The sequence below is a fragment of the Acidovorax sp. BLS4 genome (genome assembly GCF_032929295.1).
Lineage (GTDB): Bacteria > Pseudomonadota > Gammaproteobacteria > Burkholderiales > Burkholderiaceae_C > Paracidovorax.
Genome location: NZ_CP136797.1, coordinates 3,704,785 through 3,729,351, shown reverse-complemented (window position 1 = coordinate 3,729,351; position 24,567 = coordinate 3,704,785). Strand labels below are relative to the sequence as shown.

At 64.4% G+C, this 24,567-nt stretch carries 20 protein-coding genes; 18 read left to right on the top strand and 2 right to left on the bottom strand.

From position 1 onward, the window contains the following. Positions 1-12: 12 nt before the first annotated feature. A complete protein-coding gene (locus R1Z03_RS17155; RefSeq protein ID WP_317353189.1) occupies positions 13-1,857 on the bottom strand; it encodes a hypothetical protein in 1,845 nt (614 codons plus the stop codon). A 232-nt stretch (positions 1,858-2,089) separates the two neighbouring features. On the opposite strand from R1Z03_RS17155, the gene R1Z03_RS17150 reads away from it, so the two are divergent. The 18 genes from R1Z03_RS17150 (at position 2,090) to R1Z03_RS17065 (ending at position 20,528) form a co-directional block, all read left to right on the top strand. After that, positions 2,090-3,832 carry a GspE/PulE family protein gene (locus tag R1Z03_RS17150; RefSeq protein WP_284413851.1) on the top strand — a complete coding sequence of 581 codons (1,743 nt, stop codon included), beginning with the start codon at positions 2,090-2,092 and terminating at the stop codon, positions 3,830-3,832. Further along, positions 3,825-5,099: a type II secretion system F family protein gene (locus R1Z03_RS17145; RefSeq protein WP_317353184.1), complete on the top strand. Its 1,275-nt coding sequence runs from the start codon at positions 3,825-3,827 to the stop codon at positions 5,097-5,099. The genes R1Z03_RS17150 and R1Z03_RS17145 overlap by 8 nt, the downstream gene beginning before the upstream one ends. 28 nt (positions 5,100-5,127) lie before the next feature. Then, a complete protein-coding gene (gene gspG, locus R1Z03_RS17140; protein WP_092745333.1) occupies positions 5,128-5,583 on the top strand; it encodes a type II secretion system major pseudopilin GspG in 456 nt (151 codons plus the stop codon). A gap of 26 nt (positions 5,584-5,609) precedes the next feature. Continuing rightward, positions 5,610-6,056, top strand: coding sequence for a GspH/FimT family pseudopilin (locus R1Z03_RS17135; protein WP_284413849.1), 447 nt, complete (start codon positions 5,610-5,612; stop codon positions 6,054-6,056). After that, positions 6,053-6,460 carry a prepilin-type N-terminal cleavage/methylation domain-containing protein gene (locus tag R1Z03_RS17130; RefSeq protein WP_317353181.1) on the top strand — a complete coding sequence of 136 codons (408 nt, stop codon included), beginning with the start codon at positions 6,053-6,055 and terminating at the stop codon, positions 6,458-6,460. Before R1Z03_RS17135 ends, R1Z03_RS17130 begins: the two co-directional genes overlap by 4 nt. Then, positions 6,457-7,140, top strand: a complete 684-nt coding sequence (locus R1Z03_RS17125) for a prepilin-type N-terminal cleavage/methylation domain-containing protein (RefSeq protein WP_317353180.1) — start codon at positions 6,457-6,459, stop codon at positions 7,138-7,140. Before R1Z03_RS17130 ends, R1Z03_RS17125 begins: the two co-directional genes overlap by 4 nt. Beyond that, positions 7,137-8,003: a general secretion pathway protein GspK gene (locus R1Z03_RS17120; RefSeq protein ID WP_284429715.1), complete on the top strand. Its 867-nt coding sequence runs from the start codon at positions 7,137-7,139 to the stop codon at positions 8,001-8,003. The genes R1Z03_RS17125 and R1Z03_RS17120 overlap by 4 nt, the downstream gene beginning before the upstream one ends. Positions 8,004-8,010: 7 nt before the next feature. Continuing rightward, positions 8,011-9,345, top strand: a complete 1,335-nt coding sequence (locus R1Z03_RS17115) for a PilN domain-containing protein (RefSeq protein ID WP_317353176.1) — start codon at positions 8,011-8,013, stop codon at positions 9,343-9,345. Then, on the top strand, positions 9,342-9,902 hold the full coding sequence (gene gspM / locus R1Z03_RS17110; RefSeq protein WP_284404909.1) for a type II secretion system protein GspM: 561 nt from the start codon (positions 9,342-9,344) through the stop codon (positions 9,900-9,902). Before R1Z03_RS17115 ends, gspM begins: the two co-directional genes overlap by 4 nt. Beyond that, positions 9,899-10,507, top strand: a complete 609-nt coding sequence (locus R1Z03_RS17105) for a hypothetical protein (protein ID WP_272565169.1) — start codon at positions 9,899-9,901, stop codon at positions 10,505-10,507. The genes gspM and R1Z03_RS17105 overlap by 4 nt, the downstream gene beginning before the upstream one ends. A gap of 50 nt (positions 10,508-10,557) precedes the next feature. Further along, positions 10,558-12,987: a type II secretion system secretin GspD gene (gene gspD, locus R1Z03_RS17100; protein WP_317353172.1), complete on the top strand. Its 2,430-nt coding sequence runs from the start codon at positions 10,558-10,560 to the stop codon at positions 12,985-12,987. A 49-nt stretch (positions 12,988-13,036) separates the two neighbouring features. Continuing rightward, positions 13,037-13,459, top strand: coding sequence for a hypothetical protein (locus tag R1Z03_RS17095; RefSeq protein ID WP_317353170.1), 423 nt, complete (start codon positions 13,037-13,039; stop codon positions 13,457-13,459). Between the two features lie 197 nt (positions 13,460-13,656). Next, positions 13,657-15,282, top strand: a complete 1,626-nt coding sequence (locus R1Z03_RS17090) for a cell surface protein (protein WP_317353168.1) — start codon at positions 13,657-13,659, stop codon at positions 15,280-15,282. A 98-nt stretch (positions 15,283-15,380) separates the two neighbouring features. Beyond that, the gene (locus R1Z03_RS17085) at positions 15,381-16,286 is read left to right on the top strand and encodes a peptidylprolyl isomerase (protein ID WP_317353165.1); all 906 of its coding nucleotides are present in this window, start codon (positions 15,381-15,383) and stop codon (positions 16,284-16,286) included. Between the two features lie 93 nt (positions 16,287-16,379). After that, complete coding sequence (locus tag R1Z03_RS17080) at positions 16,380-17,180, top strand: ABC transporter permease (protein ID WP_284398121.1); 801 nt, start codon at positions 16,380-16,382, stop codon at positions 17,178-17,180. After that, positions 17,177-18,511 carry an ABC transporter ATP-binding protein gene (locus tag R1Z03_RS17075; protein WP_317353161.1) on the top strand — a complete coding sequence of 445 codons (1,335 nt, stop codon included), beginning with the start codon at positions 17,177-17,179 and terminating at the stop codon, positions 18,509-18,511. The genes R1Z03_RS17080 and R1Z03_RS17075 overlap by 4 nt, the downstream gene beginning before the upstream one ends. A 182-nt stretch (positions 18,512-18,693) precedes the next feature. Next, positions 18,694-19,584 (top strand): bifunctional 2-polyprenyl-6-hydroxyphenol methylase/3-demethylubiquinol 3-O-methyltransferase UbiG, encoded by an 891-nt coding sequence (locus R1Z03_RS17070; protein ID WP_284429723.1) that lies wholly within the window; start codon positions 18,694-18,696, stop codon positions 19,582-19,584. Between the two features lie 86 nt (positions 19,585-19,670). Beyond that, positions 19,671-20,528: a class I SAM-dependent methyltransferase gene (locus R1Z03_RS17065; RefSeq protein ID WP_284404928.1), complete on the top strand. Its 858-nt coding sequence runs from the start codon at positions 19,671-19,673 to the stop codon at positions 20,526-20,528. Positions 20,529-20,652: 124 nt separating this feature from the next. Here the strand turns inward: R1Z03_RS17065 and R1Z03_RS17060 are convergent, their stop codons facing one another. Further along, positions 20,653-24,546, bottom strand: coding sequence for a methyltransferase domain-containing protein (locus R1Z03_RS17060; protein WP_317353157.1), 3,894 nt, complete (start codon positions 24,544-24,546; stop codon positions 20,653-20,655). Between the last annotated feature and the right edge of the window lie 21 nt (positions 24,547-24,567).

The window sequence follows — 24,567 nt, the reverse complement described above, 5'->3', positions numbered from 1 at the left end:
GTCCGCAGCGGCTCACGGGCCCTTGGGCGCCAGCGTCTGCTGCGTGGCCCGGTACAGGTGGTCGGAGCCGAACTTCGGGTTGTCCGGATCGAACGAGAACATGTTGTGCCCCCGGGGCACCAGGGTGCCATGCCAGCGCGGCTCGGCGAAGAACGAGAGAAAGTCCGCACCCCGCTCTGCATGGGCATCGAACACGCGCTGCAGGGCGGCCGCGTCCATCGCCTTCAAGGGATGGAACTCGGTGATGCCGTAGCGGGTGTGGCCGCTGCGGCCCAGCCAGTCGAAGTAGGAATGCCCGTAGGTCGGCTCGCCGTACAGGCTCACGCCCAGCCGGATGGAGCCCAGCGGCCGCAGCGATGCCTGGATCGCGAACTTGTTCTCGTCCCAGCCCGGGTTCGTGAACGGCACGATCTGGTGGGTGTAGCGGGGCACGTCCGCCAGGCACGAGCGTGCCACCTCGCCATCGAAATACCGCAGATAGTCGACCACCTGCTTCGCGCGAAAGGCATGCCACAGCGGCACGAGCGGGTTGTAGTAGTACGAGGACGCGTCCCGCGGCGTGTCGATGTGCGCCTGCACGCCGGGCCCGGCAGGCGTGCTGGCCGGCAGCGCTGCCTGGGGCTGCGGCTGTGGCGTGCTCTGCTGCCGGTCCATGATGGCCACGTCGCGGCGGCCCAGGTGGGTGAGGGCGCCCGGCCGCGTTTCCAGGAAGATGTCCAACCGGTGCACCCCGGCCGGCAGGCGCCGGAAATCCAGGTCCATGCGCCAGCCGGTGTTGGCGTCTCCGAACTCCGGCTTGGCCGCCAGCACGTCCTGCCGCCCCAGCCGCACGGCGGTCTTGCCCACCAGGCGGCCGTTGCGGTAGATGTGGATCCAGGCCGGGTGCTCCGGGGTGGCGCCTTCCACATGCGCCCAGCCCGAAATGGGCAGGCTGCCCTGCGCGAACGCATCGATGTGCTCGGTGTAGCGGCGCAGCGGCTCGGTGCGGATGTCGCGGGACGGGGGCTCCACCTCGGAGAACGCGGCGTAGTCGCCGCCCACGGCACGGTTGAGCGCCTCGATGCGGCCGAATTCGGCCTGCAGGTGGTGCCTAAACCCTTCGACCGAGGCCGCGCTGTAGTCGGTCACCCGGTAGGCGCCATCGAAGCCCATGCCCGCCTGGAAATTGGGAAACAGGTGGTGCAGTTCCCCCAGCAGCGTGATGCCCCGGATCTTGGCGCGGTCCTGCGCTGGCAGCTGGCAGGCCGCGTCCAGCACGGCCTGCATGGCCTGTGCGCGCCGCTGCGTCAGGGTGTTGCGGGTGGTGGCGAACGTCCAGTTGAAGACTTTGGAGTCGTAATAGTCGTCGGTGCCCAATGCCCCATCCCGGGTGTGGCCCATGTTGGCAGGGTCGGCGGCCAGCGCGGCCTCGATCGGGGCCTGGGCTGAGAAATGCGTGGAGAACAGGTAGAGGATCGCCGGCCGGGGCGTGTCGCGCAACGTGCGCACCAGGCGCCCCACTTTCTCGTCGTCGATGCGCCAGTCCCCGTCCGCCGTCTGGTGGAAAAGACGCAGCAGCGGCACGGGCAGGGTGTAGCCCAGGGCTTCACGGGGTGATGGCGGCTCCGTGGGCTGCAGCGTTTTCAATGTGGATTCGATGAGCGCGGCGGCCGAGCCCTGCGGGCCCTGGCAGCGCTCGGCCAGGTCCTGCATCGCGGCCGGCAGGGTCTCGGGCGAGAGCACGCAGGGCTCGATGACGCTGACCATCGGGGCCAGCAGCAGGCGATCCGCACGGAGCGGATGCGCAGGCGCATGCGGCTGGAGCAGCGCCAGGCCGCCCGCACCGGCCAGAAGAACACCCAGGGCCGCGAGGGCCATGGAAACGTGCAGGGCAGTCCGTCTGGGAGGGTTTTGCATGGGCGGGGCGGGCAGTCGCATCAATTGATCGGGGGAGGCCCGCGACTTTAAGCGAAGGCCCGGCTGGCCCGCGGGGTGTGCAAAGGCCATGGCTTTGGCGGGAGTGGGCCCCAGGCCGTCGCGGCTACACTTGGGCCCCATTGCGCGCGCCCGAGGGCGCGCAACGCCGCTCGCGGCGCCATCCCACACCTCCATGACGACGAATACCCTTCCCGACCGCATCGAACCGCTGGCAGACGCGACGCCCGCGCCGCGTCCTCCGCTGGGAGAGCTGCTTGTCCAGTCGGGCAAGCTGAGCGCCCGCGACCTGGAGCGCGCCCTCTCCGCGCAGCAGGAAATGGGCGGACTGCTGGGCCGCGTGCTGGTGCGGCTGGGGCTGGTGTCCGAGCTGGACGTGATCCAGTCGCTGTCGCGCCAGCTGGGGATATCCATCGTGCCGGCTGGCGAGTTTCCCGAACTCATGCCCGAGGTCGAGGGGCTGCTGCCGGAATTCCTGCACGCCAACAGCGTGTATCCGCTGCAGGTCAGCGAAGGCCGCATGCACGTGGCAATGGCCGTTCCGCAGGATGCGTTCGTCGTCAAGGCGCTGCATCTGGCCACGGGCCATGTGATCGTTCCGCACCTGGCGCTGGACAGCGACATCGAGAAAGCCCTGTCCGAGCCCGTGGTGGAGCAGGGTGCCGAAGACGACGAGGCCGACGACGGTTTCGGCGATGGCTCCGATGGCGGCGACTTCGTCGAGCATCTGAAGGACCTGGCCAGCGAAGCGCCGGTCATCCGCCTGGTGAACGCCATCATCGGCCGTGTGATCGATCTGCGCGCCTCGGACATCCACCTGGAGCCGTTCGACGACGGACTGCACGTTCGCTACCGGGTGGACGGCGTGATCCATGCGGGCGAACTGGTGCCGCCGCGCCTGAGCGCCGCCGTGAACTCGCGGGTCAAGCTGCTGGCCCACCTGGACATTGCCGAGCGCCGCCTGCCGCAGGACGGCCGCATCAAGACGCGCGTCAAGGGCCGCGAGCTCGATCTGCGGGTGTCCACCGTGCCCACCGTGCACGGCGAAAGCGTGGTAATGCGGGTGCTGGACCGGGCGAGCGTGCGCCTGCAGCTGGAAACCATGGGTTTCGAGAAGGACACCCTGGAGCGGTTCAACAGCCTGCTCGCACGGCCCCACGGCATCTTGCTGGTCACCGGCCCGACGGGTTCGGGCAAGACGACCACGCTGTATGCGGCCTTGTCGAAGATCGATGCGGGGGCCAACAAGATCATCACGGTGGAGGACCCGGTCGAGTACCAGCTGGAAGGCATCAACCAGATCCAGGTGCATCCGCAGATCAACCTGACCTTCGCCAACGCGCTGCGCTCCATCCTGCGCCAGGACCCCGACATCATCATGATCGGCGAAATGCGGGACGGCGAAACCGCCCAGATCGCCGTGCAATCGGCGCTCACGGGGCACCTGGTGCTCTCCACCCTGCACACGAACACGGCCGCCGGCGCCGTGATCCGGATGAAGGACATGGGTGTGGAGGGCTACCTCATCACCTCCGCCGTCAACGGCGTGCTGGCCCAGCGCCTGGTGCGCACGCTGTGCGGCCAGTGCAAGGAGCCTTTCGAGCCGGGCGAGGACGTGCGCCAGAGCACGGGCCTGGCGCGCTTCAGCGGCGTCGGCCAGGCCATCTACCGGGCCGTGGGGTGCGAGCACTGCCGAGGTTCCGGCTACCGGGGCCGGACCGGCATCCATGAACTGTTCGTGCTGGACGAGCCCATGCGCCGCGCCATCATCGAAGGCCGCGATGCCAACGCGCTCAATGCGCTGGCGGCGCAGGGCGGCATGCTCAACCTGTACGAGGACGGGCTGCGCAAGGTGGCCGCCGGCATGACCACGCTCGATGAGCTCGCCCGCGTGACGCAGGACCAAGCCGATGCCTGATTACGTCTGGCGGGCCGCCGCCGCTTCGGGCAAGGTGGCCGAGGGCCGGCTCACGGCCATCAACGAAGCCCAGGCGCTCAAGCAGCTGAGGGCGCAGGGCCTCACGCCATTGACCATCAGCGACTCGATCGGTGCTTCGGCCGGTCCGGGCGCCAGCAGTGCCATGGGCACCGCCTCCGCCAATGAGGCCATCGGGGCCGCTGCCGTGCCCAAGGGGCGCAGCGGCAAGGGGCCGGTCAAGGCGGCCGATGTGCTCGCGCTCACCTCCGAGCTGTCCATCATGCTGCGGGCCGGACTGGCCCTGGACAACGCGTTGCGCGTGCTCATCGACATGAGCTACAAGCCCAGCATGGCCGAGCTGCTGCAAGGCATTCTGGACGCGGTCAAGGGCGGCACGCCGCTCAGCCGCGCCTTGTCGCAGCACCGCGAGCTGTTCGGCGATTTCTACATCAACATGATCCGCTCGGGCGAGGCCAGCGGCCAGATGTCGTCGGTGCTGGAGCGGCTCGTGGAGCACATGGAGCGGCAGCGTGCACTGCGCGACAGCGTCATCTCCGCCACCATCTACCCCGCGATCCTTTTGGGCGTGGCCGTGCTGTCGCTCATCGCCATGCTGGGTTTCGTCGTGCCGCAGTTCGAGAAGCTGTTCACCGACATGGGCGATGCGCTCCCGATGCCGACCCAGATCGTCATGGCGCTGGGCCATGCCTTCACGCGCTACGGCCTGTTCATCGGCATCGTGGCGCTGGGCCTGGGGTTGATGGTGCGCCGCTGGGCGACCTCTCCCGCCGGGCGCCAATGGTGGCAGGCGCGGCTGCTGAAGCTACCGCTCATGGGGCGTCTGGCGCTGAAATACCAGCTCACGCTGTTCTCGCGCTCCCTGGGCACCTTGCTCGGCAATGGCGTGCCCATGCTGACGGCCCTGCACATTGCGACCGAAACCGTCAGCAACACGGTCTTGCAGCAGGCCCTGTCCCGTGTTGCTCCCATCGTGAAAGAAGGGGGCAAGGTTGTCCAGGCCGTTTCCGCGACGGGCATCTTCGAACCGCTGGCGATCAACCTGATCCGGGTGGGCGAGGAAACCGGCCGCATCGGTCAGATGATGCTCGAGCTGTCCAATATATTGAACCGCGAAGTCGAAACCGGTATCAAACGCCTTCTCACGCTGGTGGAGCCGGTGCTCATTCTGGTGCTGGGTATTTTGATTGCCGCCATCATTGTTTCCATCCTTCTCGGGATCCTGTCCATCAATGACCTCGCCGTATAATTTTTGTTTGTCCAAGGAGTCCTCTTCCATGGCGCATTCCCGTGCTGGCCGCTCCTGTGGCACCCCTATGCAACGCAAATCCGCCCGCGGCTTTACCCTCATCGAATTGCTGGTCGTGCTGGCCATCCTGACGCTGCTCGCCGGCTTGGTCGGCCCCCGTGTGCTGAACCAACTGGGCGGCGCCAAGGCCAAGACGGCCGGTGTGCAGATCGCCGACCTGGACAAGTCGCTCGAGTTGTTCAAGCTCGACGTAGGCCGCTACCCTTCGACCGAAGAAGGCCTGGAGGCACTGGTGAAGCGCCCCGGCTCCGTGAACGGCTGGACAGGCCCTTACCTCAAAGGCGGCGTGCCTTCTGACCCCTGGGGCCATCCTTACCGCTATGCCAACCCGGGCCCGAACGGCGGCATCGAGATCCTGTCGCTTGGCTCCGATGGCGCCCCCGGCGGTGAAGGCGAAGCGGCCGACATCCGCAACACGCCCTGATCGCCTGCATCTCCAGGCGTCCTGCCATGCGGCGCGAGCGCGGCTTTACGCTGGTCGAGTTGCTGGTCGTGTTCGCGATCCTGGCGCTCGTGATCGGCTTGGCACCGCTGGCTTTCGATCGGCTGCGGGATTCGGCGCAGTACCGTGACACGGTCCGCACGATGATCAGCCAGATGCGTGCCGCCCGTGTCACCGCCATGGCGGAAGGGCGGGAGGTCCGCTTCTCCGTGGACTTGAAGAATCGCATGTATGGCAACGACTCCGCCTTGAAGCCGTTGCCGCAGCCGCTGCAGTTGCGTGCCATCGTGGCCGGTACTGAATTGAATGCGCAGAGCCAGGCGGCCATCCGCTTCCTTCCGGGTGGCGGCGCCACGGGCGGCAGCATCGAAATCCTGAGGGCGCCCGGAGTCGGCACTCGCCTGCGGGTGGACTGGCTGTCCGGGCGCGTGACGCAAGAGGCCCTCACCCGATGACGCGCGGCTTGCATCGCCGACAGCGGGGCTTGACCTTGCTGGAGTTACTGGTGGCCTTCGCCATCATGGCGTTGTCGCTTGGCATGCTTTACCGCGCCATGGGCAGCAGCGCGCGCAGCGTTGCGGACGTGGATCGGTATCAACGCGCGGTGGTGCTGGCCGAGTCGTTGCTCTCCCTGCGCGACGCCATCCCCGAGCAGGGCTTGAACCAGTCGGGGGAGTCCGCTGGCTACCAGTGGCGCATCACCACGGCGCCCTATGCGACGGAGTTAAAAGGGCCCGCCATTCCGCCTTTGCACGAGGTGAACATCGTCATTTCCTGGTCGGACGGTGTGCGCCTGCGCAACTTCGAACTGAGCACCTTGCGGCCGCAGCGCAAGCCGCCCGAGCCGGGGCGTGGATGATGAAGCGGTGGCCTGAAGGCTCGAAGGCGCTGCGCCAGCGCGGCTTCACGCTGGTGGAACTGCTGGTGGTCATCACCTTGCTGTCGCTCGTGATGCTAGCCCTGGGGTCCGCGTTGCGTACCACGGCACAAACGGAAGAGAGGGTGGATCGCCGGATGCTGCGGACCGATGAACTGCGGGTGGCCAACGGGTTTCTGCGCTCGGTGCTGGGCCGGGTGTCTCTGCAAAAGCGGGCGGCGGTCGTCTCCATCGACGAGAGCCCGTACTTTTTCATCGGGCTGCCCGAAGAGATGGCTTGGGTGGGGGTGATGCCAGCCCGTTACGGTGCGGGTGGGCGCTACCATTTTCGATTGGGCGTGCTGGACCAGGCATCGGGGCCTGCTTTGGTATTGCGGTACTTGCCTTGGATCGATGGAGGCGTGGCGCCGGATTGGAGCCAGGCCGCCAGCTACGTGCTGGTGGATGGGATGACCGGCTTTTCACTCCGGTACGAAGACGCCAACGAGGAGCCTCCTGTCTGGGGCGCTCCCTGGAAGGCGGTTGATCGGCTGCCTCAACGGGTTTCGATCGCGATCCGGACCTCCGCAGGCGTTTGGCCGGACATCGTCATTCCGATGCGCGTTCTGCCATCCAGCGATCCGGCCAGCGACGGAGCCACTTTTGGTGGGAGCCGCTCGTGAATCAGCGCAAGCCAAGTAAGCACCGTAACAAGAAACAGCGCGGCATGGCGCTGTTGGCCGTGCTCTGGATGGTCGCAGCCCTCACCATCATCGTGTCTGGCCTGACACGATCCATCAGGGAAGAGGCGCGCGTCATGTCCTTGTCGCGCCAGAACGTCCAGGCCCAAGCGCTGGGCGACGCGGCGATTCAACTGGCATTGCAGGCGCTGGTGGCCAGCAACACCCCCCTGGCCCGCACCCGGCAGGCACAGATCGACTATCGCGGGGTCACGATGCAGGTCCAGGCCATGCCTTTGAACGGCTTGATCGACATCAATGGTGCGCCTGTTGCCTTGCTGGCGAAGCTCTTTTCCGTTGCCGGCGAAATGCCGGCAGAGGCGGCCCAGGGGCTCGCTCAAGCCACAGTGGAAATGCGTGAGCGGCGCGATCCACGCGGCGTGCCGCAGCGTTTTGAATCGGAAGAAGACCTGCTCAAGGTGCCCGGGGTGGACTACACCCTCTATGCTAGACTTTCGCCGCTCATCACTGCAGATCTTCGAGGGCGAGGCTTGGTCAATCCGATGGCTGCGCCCTTGGAAGTACTGACCGTCCTTGCCGGAGGAAACGCTGCAGTCGCCATGCGCATCGTAGCGGACCGGGATGCCGGCGCTGAAGGCATCGATACCACGGCCCTGGAGGCCGCATTTTTGGATAACTCGACGGTTCGGCGGCTGCGAATCCAGGCAAGGGTTCCCATGCCGGACGGTGTTTGGTTGCGCGTATCGCGCAGCATCGATTTCAACGCACGTGCGAAGGGCGGTTTGCCGTGGCAGACCTTCCGTGCCAGTTCAAGCGTTGAGCCCGTGATACGTAAAAACTCCTGAGCCACCCATGCCTTCCATTTCCTCCGATGCCCGTTTCCTGGGAATCGACTTGCACGCGCTCTGGCGTGATGTCCGCAGCCCCTGGCAGGGCATGCATGCGTGGCCGCTGTTCTCCTGGCTGACGCCGTCCGCGCCGGTCGTGCTGCTCCATCCCGAGGACGGCCTCTCTTTCTGGCTGGGGGACGAAAAGCAGTCCAAGGTGGCGGGCCCGGTCAAAGCCAGCTTCACCGCCGTTGAACTGCCTGAAGAATTCGTGCTTCGCAGGACGCTGACCTTGCCGCCCATGGCTGAATCGGACATCGCCAAAGCCGGTGCTTTGGAAGTGCGTGCCATCAGTCCCTTTCCTGAGGCGGATCTGGTGTGGGGCTATCGCTTGATCGAAGGCTCCACGGGCACTTCCCGAATCGAGCTGGCCTTGGCGTCTCGCAGGCAGGTCGCCCAATACCTCGCCTCCCAGGCCGCTCGCCTTGGCGGCGTGTCAAACCCGGAAGTCTGGGTGCGCAGCAATCAACAGCGCCCCATCGTGCTTGGTGGCTATGGTGAAGGCTTGCGCCATGCGCATGCACTGAGATGGAGGCGCGCGGGCTATGGGCTTTTGCTCTCGATGGCCGTACTGGCCATGGTCATTGCGGTGACCCCTACGCTCCAATTGCGTGAGCGCGCGATCGAGGCGGCGCAGAGCTATCAGGATGCGGCCAAGCGCACGGCTCCGGTCGTCGCCAAGCGGGATGCGCTCATGCAATCGGCAGAGAAGCTCGGAATGCTGTCGGAAGTGCTTGCCACGCGCATCGAGCCTTTGCGTGTGCTGGACAAACTGACCCAGCTGCTGCCGGACGATACCTATCTGCAGAGTTTTCGCATGCAAGGCGCCAAAGTGACCATTGTGGGAATGACCGGAAATGCGGCCGCCCTGATGCAGGTGCTGGGCAATGAGCCGGGGTTGCGAGAGGTCCGTGCCCCATCTGCTGCCACCCGGATGGGGAATTCCCCCAAGGAAACGTTTGCCATTGAATTCACGCTGGATCCTCAGTTTTTCGGGGTGGTGGGAAGTGCAGTCGCAGGCAAGGCCGCAGTCGCCTCCACTGGGGCCGCGATGCCGGTCCTTGCCCCGGGGGGTGTTGCCAGCGCTGCTGCTTCGGGCGCTAGCGTGGCCGGAGCGCCTGTCGCCCCAGCTTCGTTGCCCGCCAATTCATCCTCCAGCGCAGTCGCACCGCCGCCGGCCAGTGCCTCTCCATCGGCTGGTGGAGCTGCCTTTGGCGGATCGGTCGCCACATTCGGCGGCCGTACCACCACTGCACCTGCATTGCCCGCTTCTTCGCCTGCGAACCGTACCAAGCCATGAAACGCATTTCATCCCGTGAGGGGCTGATCCTCGTCTGTACTCTGGCTCTGGCGATCCTCCCCCTGGTCATGTTGGGCTGGTACATCGCTGAAAAGCACCAAGGTGCCGAGTCTCAACTGGCGCAAATGGAGCCGCGCTATGCGAGGCTTCTGGGCCTGGAGTCGCAGCGGACGGATATTGAAGCCGTGCTTGCGCAGGCCAATGCGGCAAGAACGCAGTACATCTATCCGGCATCCCAGGATGCCAACCAGACTGGCAATGCGGCTCAGCAGCGGATCCGGGATATCTTCAGTGCGGCGGGCTTGCAGGTGATCAGTAGCCAGGTGCTGCCTGCCAAGGACGAGAAGGGCTTTGATCGCATTCCGCTGACGGTGCGGACCGAGGGCGAAATGCTGGCCCTGCAAAGCGCGCTGGCCGTTCTGACCAGTCAAATGCCCATCATCGTCATCAATGATCTGGACATTCAGCTCCAAGGCGGCTATGCCAACTCGGATCCCAAGGTCGCTCCCCGGCTGTCGGCGCAGTTTGGCCTCAGCGTATTGCGGGAGCGCACATGAAGCGGTATGCCTTGCATCTGCTGCTGCTGGCCAATGCAGCGTTGCTGATCCTTCTGGCATGGATGTGGGTTGCGCCGGATGGAAGCGTTCGCAATGTGCATTGGCAAGAACCAACGCCTCACCGAACGGATTTCGCTGCCATGCTTCCCGCTTTGCCAGGGGTGACCAACGCAGATACCGGGCAGTTCATTGCGATGCTGGATCGGCCATTGTTTGCTTTCACGCGCAGGCCGCCTCCACCGCCTCCGCCGCCCAAGGCCGCCGAGGAAGTGCAGGTCGACAACCTCAGCACCGCTCGCCTGTCAGGCGTCTTTGTCGGCGATGGTGCGGGCGGCATCATCATCGAAGTGGCCGGCAAGCACCGCCGTGCACGTCTGAATGACAACATCGAAGGGTGGACGCTCCAGTCCATCAACGGTCGCAATGTCACCTTCATCAAAGGTGACCAAAGCCGTGTCCTGCAGCTGCCTCGTGCGGCTGTTACTTCGTATACCGGCATGGCTCCAGCTGCACCGGTCAGCGCTCCCACATCGATCGGACGAGGGGCGGTGCAACCTCCAGCCCGGTCCGCCCCCCCTCGCGCAACATTTGGCGGTCGTTCTTAATGAGCGTTCTTCCTATCTGTTCGTTTCTCCCCGTTTCCAGGCAAGCAGTCATGACCCCTTACCGACACGCACTCACCGCTATTGCGCTGGCCACTTGTCAGTTGGCCATAGCCCAGTCGCAGCAGTCCGCCCCCGCAACCGGGAGCAGCAACATCGTCACGGAGTCGAGCGGTGCAGTGGTGCCAAGCTCCGCGTCTGATTCGTCCGCCAATGCCGCGTCGAAGAAGGCGAACAAACCTTTGGCAGAGGGCGAGCCTCCTGCATCGGAGCCGCGTTTCATCATCGGAAACGATCGTGTGATCGCCCCGGCCAAGCCGGTGGCTGCCGTACAAGGCGCTCCGTTGTCCTTCAATTTCGAAGAGGCGCCGGTGGCAGAGGTCGTGCGTACCATTTTGGGAGATATCCTCAAGACGGACTATGTGCTTCACCCGCCGTTGAGCGGGACGGTGACTTTGGCGACACGCACGCCCATTGCACCGGATCAGGCGGTTTTCCTGCTGGAGAGTTCTTTGCAGGCCAACGGACTCGCCATGTTGCGCGATGCCCGCGGCACCTACCACGTCGGACGGCCTGATGCATTGCGGAGCATTGGTGGGTCCGTTCGCCAGGTAGGCAACGGTCCGTTGCCCCCGGGCTCGGGCGCCATCATCGTGCCGCTGCAATACATCGGTGCGAGTGAAATGGCATCCATTCTTCGGCCGATGATGCCCCCCGATGCCGTCGTGCGGGTAGACAACGTGCGCAATCTGCTGATTCTGAGTGGCACACGCACCCAGGCCGAAGGGTGGCTCGATCTGGTGAACACCTTTGACATCGATCTGCTCAAAGGCATGTCGGTTGGGGTGTTCCCCTTGAAGCATGCGTCGATCAAGGAAGTGGAAACCGCGCTGCGTCTGGTCAGTGGCGGTGGCGCTGCAGCGGCTTCCCCGAATGTCGGGGGAGCCGTCGCTGCAGGCACACCGGGTGCTGCGCAGGCGAATGCGGCCAGCGCGGCGCAGGCCATGCTGGGGGAAGGCAATCCTCTCTTCGGCGCTCTGCGCATCATGCCCATCGAGCGGCTCAACAGCATTCTGGTGGTCACGCCACGCGCTTCCTATTTGGAGGAAGCCCGCCGCTGGATCGAGAAGTTGGACCAGCCCAGCGACAACGGGTCTGAGCCACAGCTATTCATCTACCAGGTGCAGAACGTCAATGCCAAGCACCTTGCGAGCGTGCTCAGCGGGATTTTCGGGGGCCAGACCGGTGGATCGAACGTGGCCAACAGCGGGGTGGCACCCGGATTTGGAAGCGCGACGGGGAACTCTTTCGGCCAGACGCAAAGCGGATTCGGCGGCGTTGGCAGCACTTTCAGCAGCAGCGGGTCCAGTTACATGGGCGGCAGCGGCGTCCGCTCTTCGGGCCTGACGGGGAGTGCTTTCTCCAGCGGCTCCGGGACCGGGGCTTTCGGCAACCGCAACACCAACTCACAGGGTACGCAACAGCAGGGCACCCTGAGTGCCAACCTGGGCAGCGTCCGGGTGATGGCCGATGAACTGAACAATTCAGTGCTCATCTGGGGGACGCGCGCTGAGTATTCAAAGATTGAAGCGGCGCTGAAGAGACTGGATCTTCCCCCCACACAGGTTCTGATCGAAGCCAGCATCATTGAAGTGACCTTGAACGATGATCTCCAGTACGGCCTGCAATGGTCGTTCAACAACAGTCGAAATGGATACACCGGGCAGGGGCTGATCAGCGGGCGCAATCCGACCACCGTCAGCAGGGATACCCTGCTGGGAGGTGCATCTCAAGGTTTCTCCTATGTGCTCAGCAGTTCAACGGGCGTGCAGGCTGTGCTCAATGCCCTGGCTGACAAATCCCTTTTGAAGGTGATCTCCAGCCCATCGCTGATGGTGCTGGACAATCACACTGCATCCATCAATGTCGGCAACCAGGAGCCGGTCAGCACGACGACAGTTAGTTTTGTGGACAATGCAAACGCGTCCACCAGCTCGGTTCAATACAAGGACACGGGCGTCAACCTCGTTGTCACGCCGTCCGTGAACGCTGGCAACATCGTGAACATGCAGGTGGATCAGACGGTGACCGATTTGGGCGCTGTCAGAAGCAACGCCAACAATCAGCCTGCATTTTTGCAGCGCCAGATCAGCAGCAAAGTCGCTGTGCGGTCGGGTGAAACCATCGTGCTGGGTGGCCTGATCAAGGACAACAGTACAGTTGGTAAGGTCGGCGTTCCTTTGCTACAGGATATTCCGGTCCTCGGAAATTTGTTTGGCACCAATAGCAACACCAGCAATCGGACGGAACTGCTGGTTGTTCTCACGCCGCGTGTGGTGCGAACTGATATCGACATTCGGGAAGTGAGTGAAGACTTGCGTGACCGAATGAAGGGTTTGAGAGTCATCGAACTCAAGGAGCAGGGGAGCCGTAACCCCCTCAAAGCGCCTCAGGCACCGGTGCAACCAGTCCAGCCAAACTGAGTCGAACAGCGTCGTTCAACCAGATCGTTAACAGGAGATCAACACAACCATGGTTCAAAACACCACTTTCCGTCGCCGGATGGGCGCCATTGTCTTGGCTGCAGGCGTCATGGCACTCTCAGGATGCGCCGCCTTCAAGCCTGCCACTCCAGAACAGATCGTCGAGCAGCGGGCAACGGAGTATTGGAAAGCGAGGGTGGCCGGTCAGTACGACAAGGCCTATGCCTTGTCCACGCCTTCTTACCGCAAAACCAGGACAGCCGACCAATTCAAGATGCAATTTGGTGCTGGTGTTGCCGTCAAGAGCGTGGAGGTCACGAAAGTCACTTGTGAGGGCGAGAAGTGCACCACTCAGGTGAAATTGGGAGTTCAGCCTGCCGTGATCGGTTCAAAGCTTGGTACGATCGACAGCTACCTGAACGAGACATGGCTGCTTGAAGATGGCCAGTGGTGGCACTATCAAGATCTTTGATAGGGATCTTCGAAGGCGTTTGCAAGCGGTCTTGCGAAGCAAGATTCACCTCACCGCATACGGTGTTGCATTTCCTCAACAACAGGTTTTGTTACAGCGGTTCCGTTGTACAACACGTCAGAGCGCTGTGCTACCATCCCTTAGCGTAATCAATCGTGGTAGTTGCGCTTACCAACTTTTTAACTGGAGTTCTTGATATGAGAAAAAATGTTCTGGCCCTGAGCATTGCTGCCATGATTGGTGGCCTGGGCTTTGCTGGCGCCGCATCTGCTGATGTGGTCGTTGGTACGGCTCCGCTGAAGACGACGACCGCTACGACGATGTCGTTCGCGGAAGGCGGCGTGGGTCATGCACTGCTGGTTCCTTACTTCAACGCACAAAACGGCAACATGACCGTGATGCACGTTGTGAACACCGACACCTCCAACGGCAAGGCCGTGAAGGTTCGTTTCCGCGGCGCCCTGAACTCCGACGACATTCTTGACTTCCAAGTCTTCATGTCGCCTGGTGACGTGTGGACCGCTGCCGTGACGGCTGGTTCCGATGGCGTGGCACAAATTGTGACCGCTGACGGCACCTGCACGTTGCCTACGCTGGCCCGGGGTGTGAACCAACGTTTCGTGACCGACCGTCTGAATCCTGGCATCTCGGAAGCCGACAAGGCCAACAACACGCGTGAAGGCTACGTTGAAATCTTCAACATGGCTGACATTCCTCAGCTGCTGGCTGGCACGACCACGGTCAACCCCCTGTACACGGCTATCAAGCACGTGAACGGCGTTGCACCTTGCACGTCCTCCACCCTGAACGCTACGCTGCAAAACTTCACGACGCCTGCCGCCGTGGCTGCAGCTGGTTTCGACACGCCTTCGACCGGCCTGCTGGGCGACTGGTACATCATCAACGTCGCTCAAACGACGACGTTCTCGGGTGGCGCTACTGCAATCCGTGCTGAAAACAACGGCGCTCAAGCCATTGCTAACTTCGTGCACTTCCCGCAATCGGCCAGCGCAGCACCTACGCCTGACACGTACACGGCTGACCCGCTGTTCCGTACGGTGAACGTGTTCACCACGGGTACGACGGCTCCTACGACCGTGCCAGCAATCGCTGCCGCGAACTATGACCTGCCCGACATGTCGACGCCTTACGTGACGGCTCCTAGCGCAACGGCTCCTCTGACGCAAGCTCGCTTGCTGACGAACGCCCTGGCTGTGACCTCGATCGCTAACCAGTACGCTAACGACACGAGCATCTCCGCCAAGACGGACTGGGTGTTCTCCATGCCTACCCGTCGTTACAACGTGGCGTCTAACTACGCTGCTGCGCAAACCGGTGGCAACGCTGCTCAAGTTCGCTACTTCTCCGACCTGATCGCCACCGGCAACGGTGTTGCTGACGAGCGTTTCAACCCAGGCAACACGTCGCTGGCTACCACCGGTGGTGCCATCTGCGTGAGCTCGACGGGCCAAGCGTTCTTCGACCGCGAAGAAACCACGACCACGACCGGCGCAGTGTTCTCGCCTGGTTCCATCACGCAGACCCGTTTCTGCGGCGAAACCAGCGTGCTGAGCTTCCGTGATGGCGGCACCTCTGTGCTGGGCGCTTCGGTGGCACGTCAAGATCTGTCGAGCGGTTCGTTCACCAACGGCTGGAGCCGCGTGGATGTGCCTAACTCGGTGGCTGGCAACTCGCTGGGTCTGCCAATCCTGGGCGCTTCGTTCATCAAGCTGTCGAACCCCAGCGCTGCGGCTGGCACGTCCGGTACCTACGGTATCACGTGGCCCCACCGCTTCACGTTCCCGACGTTTGTCGCTCAGTAATTTGAACGGCACTTTTCACAGCAATGTGAACCAAAAAAGGCGGGGGCAACCCCGCCTTTTTTTTTAATGCTTTTTTTGATGGAGTGTTGGATTTGCACATGATTCGCTCAACCTATCGCCTGCTTGCTTTGGCAGCACTTTCTGCAACCGCTCTTTCGGTCCATGCCCAAGCTCCGGTGTTGATTCAGGGGCCGAAAGTCGCGATCGATACGCTGGACATTCAAGCGGACTCTCTTCGCATGCCTGCCGAGATGCGCGACACCGTTCTGGCACGTCCTCAGACCGTCACGCAGATTGCCTCTAATCTTTACGCACGCCGGGTGATGGCCGCACGGGCCGAAACTGAAGGGGTAGAGAAGGACCCCGAGGTGGCAGCAGCCCTGAAGATTGCGCGGGACAAGGTGCTGTCAGATGCTTACATCGCAAAAATCGACAAGCAAAGCACGCCGAACGATGTCGCTGCCGAAGGCATGGCGCGAGACATCTACAAGGCCAAGCCTGAGCGCTTCAAGGTGGCGGAACAAGTTCGGGTGAGGCACATTCTGGTGGAGGGTTCCGACGCCAACTCGCGCGCGCAGATCGAAAAGATCATGCAGGAACTCAAAGCCGGTGCTGACTTCGCCAAGCTGGCCCAAGAGCGTTCCGCGGACAAGGGCTCTGCCGAAAAGGGTGGAGATTTAGGCGCTTTCGAACGCGGCCGCATGGCAGCACAATTCGATGAAGCCGCTTTTGCGTTGACCAAGCCTGGTCAGCTCAGCGATATCGTCGAGACCCAGTTCGGGTTTCACATTCTCAAGCTCGAAGAGCGCATCCCCGCACGCACCCGTTCGTTCAGCGAAGTCCGTGAAGAGTTGATGAACGAAGTGCGCAACAACGTTCGCCAGGAGGCGCGTGTTGCGGAAGCGCAGAAGATGCAGCAAGAAGCAAAGATTGATGCGTCCGCCATCGCTTCTTACTCTCAGTCTTATGCGGCAAAAATTCCGCCCACTAAGATCGCTCCCTGAAGCTCCACGTTGGTGGAGGTGAAGCAAGTGCCCTTTCGGGTACTTGCTTCTTTTATTTCTGGTGGGCCGACTGCCATCCTCTGAACAAGCTGCATGCAAACTTTGTGGAATGAATGGCGCGCGATCTGGAGCGCGCGCTCTCTGGTGTGGGTTCTGGTGCAACGCGAGGTGGCCGCGCGCCACGCAGGCACCGCTGTCGGCGTGCTGTGGCCCTATCTCCAGCCCCTGTTGACGGTGGCTGCCTACTATCTTGTCTTCGATGTGGTCTTTTCCATGCGTTTGGGAGAAGGCGCGCCGACGCATGCCGTTGGCACGTTCCTGGTCGTGGGTGCGCTGCCCTGGATGGCTTTCTGCGATGCGGTGTCGCGCGGCATGAACAGCCTCATCGAGGCGGGAAGCATGCTGCAGAAAAACCCGCTGCCCCCAGTGCTCTTCACGACCCGTTCGGTGCTGGCGAGCGCGGTGATTTTTGGACCGCTCCTGTGTCTCGTGGCGCTGGTATACACGCCGCTGCATGGGTTCCGTCCTGCCATGCTGGCCATGGTGCCTCTCATGGCCCTGCAGTTGGTCCTCTGCGTGCTGCTGGGTTACCTGCTGGCCATCCTGGCTGCGGCGCTGAGAGACACCGTTCAGATCGTCGGCTTTCTGCTGTCCGTGGGCATCTATCTCACGCCCATTCTTTTTCCCCTGACGATGTTCCCGGCCAACTGGCGCTGGGTGCTTTGGCTAAATCCCATGACGGCCCTGGTGATCGGCTACCAGCAAGTGCTGCTGCAGGGCAATTGGCCGCCGATGGGTGTCTGGGTGGCGGGCGTGGTCTGGCTTGTGGTCCTGGCGCTGGCTTTGAACACGTTGGTCAAACGCAGCCGTGATCAGTTGGTGGACTGGCTATGACGATGATCGAACGCACCTCCGAGACCGTTCTGAAAGTGCAGGACGTTGGCAAGGAGTACAAGCTCTACGCCTCTCCCCGCCAGCGGCTCAAGTCCTTGATCACCGGGCGATCGGCGCACCGCAGCCATTGGGCCTTGAAAGGCGTCTCCTTCGAATTGCAGCGCGGCCAGTGCATCGGCGTCATCGGCGACAACGGGGCTGGCAAGAGTTCGCTGCTCAAGCTGCTGGCCGGCACGCTCCAGCCCTCCACGGGCTCGATCGAGCGGGTGGGCCGGGTCACTGCCATTCTGGAGTTGGGCGCGGGTTTCCACCCCGACTTCAGCGGCCGCGACAACTTGTACTTCGGCGGCAGCCTGATCGGCATTGACCGCGAAGAGATGGAGCGGCTGGAGCCGGAGATCATCGAGTTCTGCGAGCTGGGCGAGGCGCTGGACCGGCCGGTCAAAACCTACTCTTCGGGCATGTCGGTCCGGCTGGCCTTCGCGCTGGTGACCGCGGTGCAGCCCGACGTGCTGATCATCGACGAAGCCCTGGCGGTGGGCGATCAGCATTTCCAGAAGAAATGCGTGGACCGCATCATGGCGTTCCGCAATGCCGGCTGCACGATCCTGTTCTGCTCGCACAGCCCATACCACATCCGCCATCTGTGCGATCTGGCGCTTTGGCTGGACGGGGGGCGCGTCAAGCAGTTCGGACTGACGGAGCCCGTGCTGGGCGCCTATGACGTGCACTCCCGCCTGCGCAATGCAGAGAGCCAGCACCACGCGGCGGCGCGGCAGGAGGGCGCCAGCGATGCACCCGCGCCCGACAACGGCGCTCCGCTGGACGACGGCGAAGCCGCCTCCAAGGTTTCGGGCGCCGAGGCGGCTTCCGCCACCGGCCGCCGGCAGCGCAATGGCAATGCCCCGGCCCGCGACGATGGCTCCGCCCGCATTCTGTCGGTGGAGATCCAGAACCTGGGCGAACCGCAGGACGGCGGCTACGGCCGGCTGTCCGGCAAAGACCTGATCGCCCACATCACGGTGCGCGGCCGGGGGGGCGAGCGGCCCAATGTCGGCTTCATGATCGAGCAGTCCAAAGGGGTCGGCATCACGTCGCTGGCCACCCACGAAGAGGGCGCGGCGCCCGTGTCGCTGGGCGATGGCCTGTGGCGCTCGGTGCTGACGTTTCCCAGCCTGCCGCTGCACAGCGGGGACTACGTGATCAGTGCATTCCTCTTCGACGAGAGCGGCCTGGTGGTGTACGACGAGTGGTTCCAGTTCCTGAACTTCAACTGGGTCGCTGCAACCCTCATGCCGGGGCTGGTGAAATTGCCGCACCACTGGGGGTGAGCATGCCGGCCGGCCCACTGCAGGGCGCTTGCGTTCTGCCGCCGTGGACGGCCGGGATCTCCCTTCAACGAGATGCTATATTTTTGATAGCTTAATGCCCTAGTAGAATATGCGCCGGAGCCATTTTTTGCCAATGACGGTTTTCCGCCTTTCGGCAGGATCTTCCCCCGGCCCTTGACCCCATGAACGATCTGACCGCCCCTCCTCAAAAGGCCTCCGACTGGCTGGCCCTCGGAATCCAGCACCTCGAACGCGACGAGCGCGTCCTGGCCGCAGAGGCCTTGCGCCATGCCTTGCAGGACCGCGAAACGCGCCTCACCGCCCACCAGCTCATCGAGCAGCACACGTTGCCGGGCGCCTTCTCCCAGATGATGGGGCTGAACTGCGAGATCGCGCGCGCCGACGACATCTTTCGCTTCTTCGAGGGCCATCCCTCCAGTACCAACCCTCTGCGCGACTATCTCGCGGATGGCTGGCGCACGCTGTCCGAGCTGATGACGCTGCTGGAGACCGTGGACCGGCCTTTGCTCAAGACCCCGCGTTTCATGGAGTTCGCGAGCGGGCACGGCCGCTTCACGCGGCATCTGGTGAAGGCGCTGGGCGCGGACCGGGTGACGGTGTCCGACGTCGTGCCGGACGCCATGGCGTTCGCGCAGCGCACTTTCGGCGTGCGGAGCGTGCTGTCGTCCACCGTGCCGGAAAGCCTGGTGTGGGATCAGCAGTACGACGTGGTGTTCGTGCTGTCGCTGTTCAGCCACCTGCCGCGCCGCACCTGGGCCCGCTGGCTGCAGTGCCTGTACGACGGCGTGGCACCTGGAGGGGTTCTGGTGTTCTCCACGCATGGCTTGAAAGCGGCGGCGCACGACAGCGTTGCGCTGGACGATGACGGCTTCTTCTTCGCTCCGTCCAGCGAATCCCAGGCCATCGATGTGCAGGAATACGGCACCGCGTTCACGTCCGAGGACTTCGTCCTCGCGCGCATCGCGGAGACAGTGGGCGCGGACAAGCTCGTTCACCGTTCGCTGGTGCATTTCTGGAACCACCAGGATGCCTATGTGCTCGCCAAGCCCTGAGCGCAGGGTGTGGTGGGCCTGACTGACCCCCTTCCTGGCTCCGAGCCCTTTGACTGATTGAAATCCTGCGACAGGCGTTTTCCTCCATGACCACTCTGTTCGATCGCATCCAGCAACGATTTTGGGGACCGCCCCAGTGGGATGCCGAGCGCATTTCCGACGAGTGGTTCCGGGCGCACTTCCACTATGCGGCCGATGTGGTCCAGCACTGGCTGGGTTCGGCGCTGGATGTGAAGACGGCGCGGCTCCTCAACTTCGGTTGTGGCGACGGCATCACGGACCTGGCCCTGGTCCTGCGCCACGGGGCGACGTCGATCCATGGCATCGATATCCGGCAGGAGTACGCCAAGCTGCCGCGCATCGCGAAGGAGCAACTGGGCCTTCGCCGCGTGCCGAAGGCCCTGAGCTTCGAGACCATCGCACCCGCCACCCCGCTGGCTGGACGGCGGCCGGTGGACGGGATTTTCAGCTGGTCCACGTTCGAGCATGTGAGCCAGGACCAGCTCGAACCCATCGCCCGCGACCTGTACGCGGCGCTCAATCCCGGGGGCGTGTTCTTCCTGCAGATCGAGCCGCTGTATTTTTCTCCCTTCGGCTCGCACCTGCGGCGCTATGACGAGGTGCCCTGGCACCACCTGCTGGTGAGCGATGACGAGCTGTGGGCCATCATCCAGGCGCACGAAGGGCCGATCGATGGCGCCGAGCGCGATTTCGGCTTCGACGACTTCGGTGTCGAGGGGTACAAGAAGTTCGTCTTCAACGAGTACAAGGCATTGAACCGGCTGACGGCGGACGAGCTGGTGGCCCTGATGACCCGGGTGGGCTTTCGGGTCATTCGCCAGGAGCGGCGCAGTGTGCAGATGGACATTCCAGCGGCCCTGCACGGCCAATATCCGGACGAGTTGCTGCTCAACAACGAGATCTTTCTGCTGCTGGGCAAATAGGGCCCGGATCGCCCATCGCCGCCATCCATCGCACGAGGGCGCAGACGGGTCTTCCAAAAACAAAAAAGGGCTGCCGGAGAGGGCAGCCCTGTTTCATTCCGGCGCCGCGCGGCGCGGAGCCGGTTCAGGCTTGCAGCCAGTTCTTGACCCGGCGCTGCCACTGCGCCGGGATGCGCCGTGCAACGCCACGCAGCACCGGCAGCGAGCGCAGATAGACCACCGCCGACAGCACGCCTGATTTGGCGGCGGCGGTGGGTGTGGCCTGGGGCAGGTAGGGCTGCAGGTCGGCCAGGGTCATGGGGGTCAGCGCAGCCACGGGCCTGGAGTCCGCCAGGTAGTCGGTCTCGTAGCGGAACGGCGCGGACGATTCATGCGGCAAGAGGGCAGTCGGCTGTGCCTCGGCCAGGGCCGGGGCCTCGCCCCGGGCGAAATGCCGGTCGCGGACCTCGGTGAACCAGGCCAGCCATTGGGCGGGCGTGGCATCCCAGGGGTGCACCCAGCTCCAGGGCCGGCCCGCCAGCCGCTCGGCGAAGGCGCCGATGTCGGGCACGACCACCGGCAGGCCGGCCAGCAGCGCGGCGCTCAGGGTGTAGCTGTAGGTCTCGGGCCATTGGGCGGGGAACCAGACCAGGTCCGGCTCCAGCCATTGCAGCAGGCCGGGCAGGTCCTTCTCTTCATACTCGCCATGGATGGTCAGGCGGGCGCGGGGCTGCGTCTGAAGGTGGCGGTAGCCGTAGCCGATCAGGTGGAAATCCACGAGGGCGTTGCGGCGGGCCGCCTCGGCGGCCACGGCTTCCAGCACGTCCGCGCCCTTGATGGCGCTCAGGGCGCCGATCACCACCACCCGCAGCCGTTGGCCAGGCTGCAGCGTGCGCGGCGCGGGCAGCGGCAGCGCCGCGCTGTCGGGCAGATCGGTGTGCGGTACGGCGTGCACGTGCGCCGCCGGCGCGAAGCCGGCGATGCGCCGCGCCGTGTCGTGGCTGGGCGCGAGCACCCGGCGTGCGCCGGTGAGCAGGCGCGCATTCGCGCCACGCCATTCGGCGACGGTGCCGCCCAGGGGGGAATGCATCTCCGGCGTGCAGCACTTGCATTGCCCGGGACCGATCTCGCCGGCGTACCGGTTGGTCGTGTCGGTCATCGAGATGTGCGTGCAGTAGCTGTAGTAGTCGTGCGCGGTGAAGTCGTAGGGCACATCCAGCAGGTGCGGGATGTTGCGAACTTCCTGGCCGTGGCCCAGCAGGTGGTGAAAGTGCACCTGCCGCACGCCCAGCTGCCGCAGCACGCCGAGCAGGTCGTCGTACTGGTCGTTCAGGCGGAAGGTGAGTTCGAAGCCCTCGTCCTGCCCCGCCATGCGCAGCCGCACGCTGTGCCCAGGCGCGGGCGTGAGGGTCAGGAAGGTGGCCTGGTCCGCCAGGTGCGCGGCCAGTTCGCGGACATGCCGGACCGTGCCACCGGCCCGGTCGTGCAGCACGGCGAGCACGGCCGGCAGGCCGGCCTCGGCGATGCGGGCCACGTCGAGCGCCAGCCGGTAGGGCTGCGCCGGATCGGCCTGCACGAACGCATGCACGTCGCGCTCATAGCGCGGATGCAGGCGGCGCAGGGTTTCCATGGCCGCGAGTTCGCGCGGGCTCTTGCTGTCGCCGAAGCTGACCCCGCCGGTGTGCAGCACGAAGGTGTCCAGCAGGTGCAGGTTGCGCCAGCCGGCCGCGTGCGCGCGCTGGCAGAAATCGTTTTCCTCGCCGTAGCCCTTGCCGAAATGCTCGGTATCGAACAAGCCCAACTGCACCAGGCAATCGCGCCGGATGTACATGCAAAAGCCGACGCCCGTGGGCACGTCCACGACCGCGCCCGGGTGGGTCCTGGCGCACAGTGCGTCCAGGCGGGCCGTGTCGTAGCCGGGCGGCAGGTCGTTGTCCTTGCAAAAGCGCGGGTAGCTGCAGATGGTGGCGTTGTTGGAGAACGGGGTCACCGAGGCCACCTTGGCATCGCCGTAGGCGGCGTTGCGGATGCGGTCGAGCCAGTCGTTGGCGACCTCCGTGTCGCTGTTGAGCAGCAGCACGTCGTTGGTGCCGCTCAGGGCCATGCCGCGGTTGACGGTGCCGACGAAGCCGAGGTTCTCCTCGTTTTCCAGCAGCACGATGCGCTCGTCCTGCTTGGCCCGCTCGCGCAGCCAGGCCGTGACTTCGGGCTCGGGGCTGGCGTCGTTGATGACGATGAGGCGGTAGGGCGTGGCGCACGGGCTGGCCAGCACGGAATCGACGCACATCTGCGTGTCGGCCAGGCCCCGGTAGACCGGCACGATCACATCCACGGGGTGCTGCGGCGGCGTGACCTGCACGGGCCCCTGCGCCGCCGCTGCTGCGGCGGCATGCTTGGGCGCACGGCCCAGAAGGCGGTCCACGCGCATCTTGGTGTGGACGAGGGGGCGGGTCGCGCGGAACACGGTGGAGTTTTCGATTGTTTTCAAGTGGTGGGCGAGGGCGCCGTAGTCGTGTTGCAGGCGGCCCAGTTCATGCTGCAGTCGGGTGGCGTTGCGCTGGAACTGGGCGGACTCCTGCTGCAGGTCGGCCCGCTGGCGCAGCAGCGTCTGGGTGCTGCTCTTGAGCGTGGCGTTGTGCTCCAGCAAGGCCTGGTTGGTGTACTCCAGGGTGCGCTTGTCGCCCTCGAGCACTTCCTTTTGCTCGCCCAAAGCGCGCTTTTCCAATTCGAGCGCCTCGCGGGTCTGGTTCAGCCGCCGCTCGGCCTCGTGCCGGGCCCGGGTCGCGTCCTTTTCAAGCTTGGCGATGCGGTCCTGTAAGGGGAACACGGCGCCGGACAGGGTCAGGTAGTCGGCGGACATGGGCCATCCCAGGTCGATGTCCAGCGCGGCCCCGCGGCCGGCCTGGGCGGCCAGCACATCCTGGGGGATCGGCAGCTCCAGCCAGGGGTCGTCGCCAGTGAGCAGCAGCAAGGTGGCGGGGGAGGCGGCCGGCATGGGCTGCTCCCACACGATCTGGCGGTGGGGCGAGCGGGCCAGCAGCGAGCGCGATGCAGTGTCGGCCTGCCACGTCCACACCGCGTCGCCCTGGGCATTGCGCAGGGTGATGCCGTGCAGGTGCATGAAGCCGGGGCGGTCTGCCGGGTCGAGCCTCACGTTCGTGAGGGGCGTGGGCGTCTCGGGCAGTGCGAAGCGCACCGTCTGGCGTTCGCGACCAATGATGCCGGTGGCGGTCAGCTTGCGGTCTTCGGCGTATTCGCCGTTCTGGCCCAGGTAGAGCTGGGCGGTGAACAGGGCATGGGCTTCCTGCGGGTCCGGCGTGCCGCTCTGGTCCTCGGCGATGGCCTGGGCGACAGGCTGCGCCGCAGCGATGAACTGGTAGGCCATGGCATCGGGTGCGCCGAGCAAATGGCGCGACACGGCCGGTGGCAGCAGGTCGAAGGCGGCCTTGAACTCCGATTCGGGCACCTCGCGGCGCACGGTGTCGATCTGGTCGACGGCCCAGCGCTGCTCGCCCAGGAACCGCCCCAATGATCGCCGGGTGAAGAAGCGAAGGTGGGTGCGGTCCAACAGGCCTTCCTCCCGGTAGCGGAATTCACCCTGCAGTAATTCGGCCACCAGGCCGCAGTAGCCGGCGTTGGGCACCGAAATCAGCAGTTGACCACCGGTTGCCAGCAGTTCGCGGCATTGCGCCAGGATGCCCTCCGGGCGGCGCAGGTGTTCGAGCACGTCGGCACACACGATGTAGTCGTAGCGCTGGCCGGTAAAAAGGGTAACCAGATCGCACGTTTCCAGATCGGACACTTCCACGCGCCGGTAGTGGGGGCGGGCGTGTTCGGCCTCGGCTTCGCTGAGCGTCACGCCATCGCTGGTGCAGCCCCGGGTCTCTGCCAGATATTGCCCGAGTGCGCCGCTGCCGCAGCCCAGGTCGAGCACCGTGGATCCCTCGCGGACAAGGCTCGCCAGCACGGAAAGGGAGGTGCGTTCGTCTTGCTTGATGGTGCGCAGATAGACGTGCAAATCCTCGATTGTTTGGGTCATCCCCGGATTATGACGGGCGCA

Coding starts and splice junctions, on each gene's coding strand:
- R1Z03_RS17155 (WP_317353189.1), bottom strand. CDS start 1,857: ATGGCCCTCGCGGCCCTGGGTGTTCTTCTGGCCGGTGCGGGCGGCCTG.
- R1Z03_RS17150 (WP_284413851.1), top strand. CDS start 2,090: ATGACGACGAATACCCTTCCCGACCGCATCGAACCGCTGGCAGACGCG.
- R1Z03_RS17145 (WP_317353184.1), top strand. CDS start 3,825: ATGCCTGATTACGTCTGGCGGGCCGCCGCCGCTTCGGGCAAGGTGGCC.
- gspG (WP_092745333.1), top strand. CDS start 5,128: ATGGCGCATTCCCGTGCTGGCCGCTCCTGTGGCACCCCTATGCAACGC.
- R1Z03_RS17135 (WP_284413849.1), top strand. CDS start 5,610: ATGCGGCGCGAGCGCGGCTTTACGCTGGTCGAGTTGCTGGTCGTGTTC.
- R1Z03_RS17130 (WP_317353181.1), top strand. CDS start 6,053: ATGACGCGCGGCTTGCATCGCCGACAGCGGGGCTTGACCTTGCTGGAG.
- R1Z03_RS17125 (WP_317353180.1), top strand. CDS start 6,457: ATGATGAAGCGGTGGCCTGAAGGCTCGAAGGCGCTGCGCCAGCGCGGC.
- R1Z03_RS17115 (WP_317353176.1), top strand. CDS start 8,011: ATGCCTTCCATTTCCTCCGATGCCCGTTTCCTGGGAATCGACTTGCAC.
- gspM (WP_284404909.1), top strand. CDS start 9,342: ATGAAACGCATTTCATCCCGTGAGGGGCTGATCCTCGTCTGTACTCTG.
- R1Z03_RS17105 (WP_272565169.1), top strand. CDS start 9,899: ATGAAGCGGTATGCCTTGCATCTGCTGCTGCTGGCCAATGCAGCGTTG.
- gspD (WP_317353172.1), top strand. CDS start 10,558: ATGACCCCTTACCGACACGCACTCACCGCTATTGCGCTGGCCACTTGT.
- R1Z03_RS17095 (WP_317353170.1), top strand. CDS start 13,037: ATGGTTCAAAACACCACTTTCCGTCGCCGGATGGGCGCCATTGTCTTG.
- R1Z03_RS17090 (WP_317353168.1), top strand. CDS start 13,657: ATGAGAAAAAATGTTCTGGCCCTGAGCATTGCTGCCATGATTGGTGGC.
- R1Z03_RS17085 (WP_317353165.1), top strand. CDS start 15,381: ATGATTCGCTCAACCTATCGCCTGCTTGCTTTGGCAGCACTTTCTGCA.
- R1Z03_RS17080 (WP_284398121.1), top strand. CDS start 16,380: ATGCAAACTTTGTGGAATGAATGGCGCGCGATCTGGAGCGCGCGCTCT.
- R1Z03_RS17075 (WP_317353161.1), top strand. CDS start 17,177: ATGACGATGATCGAACGCACCTCCGAGACCGTTCTGAAAGTGCAGGAC.
- R1Z03_RS17070 (WP_284429723.1), top strand. CDS start 18,694: ATGAACGATCTGACCGCCCCTCCTCAAAAGGCCTCCGACTGGCTGGCC.
- R1Z03_RS17065 (WP_284404928.1), top strand. CDS start 19,671: ATGACCACTCTGTTCGATCGCATCCAGCAACGATTTTGGGGACCGCCC.
- R1Z03_RS17060 (WP_317353157.1), bottom strand. CDS start 24,546: ATGACCCAAACAATCGAGGATTTGCACGTCTATCTGCGCACCATCAAG.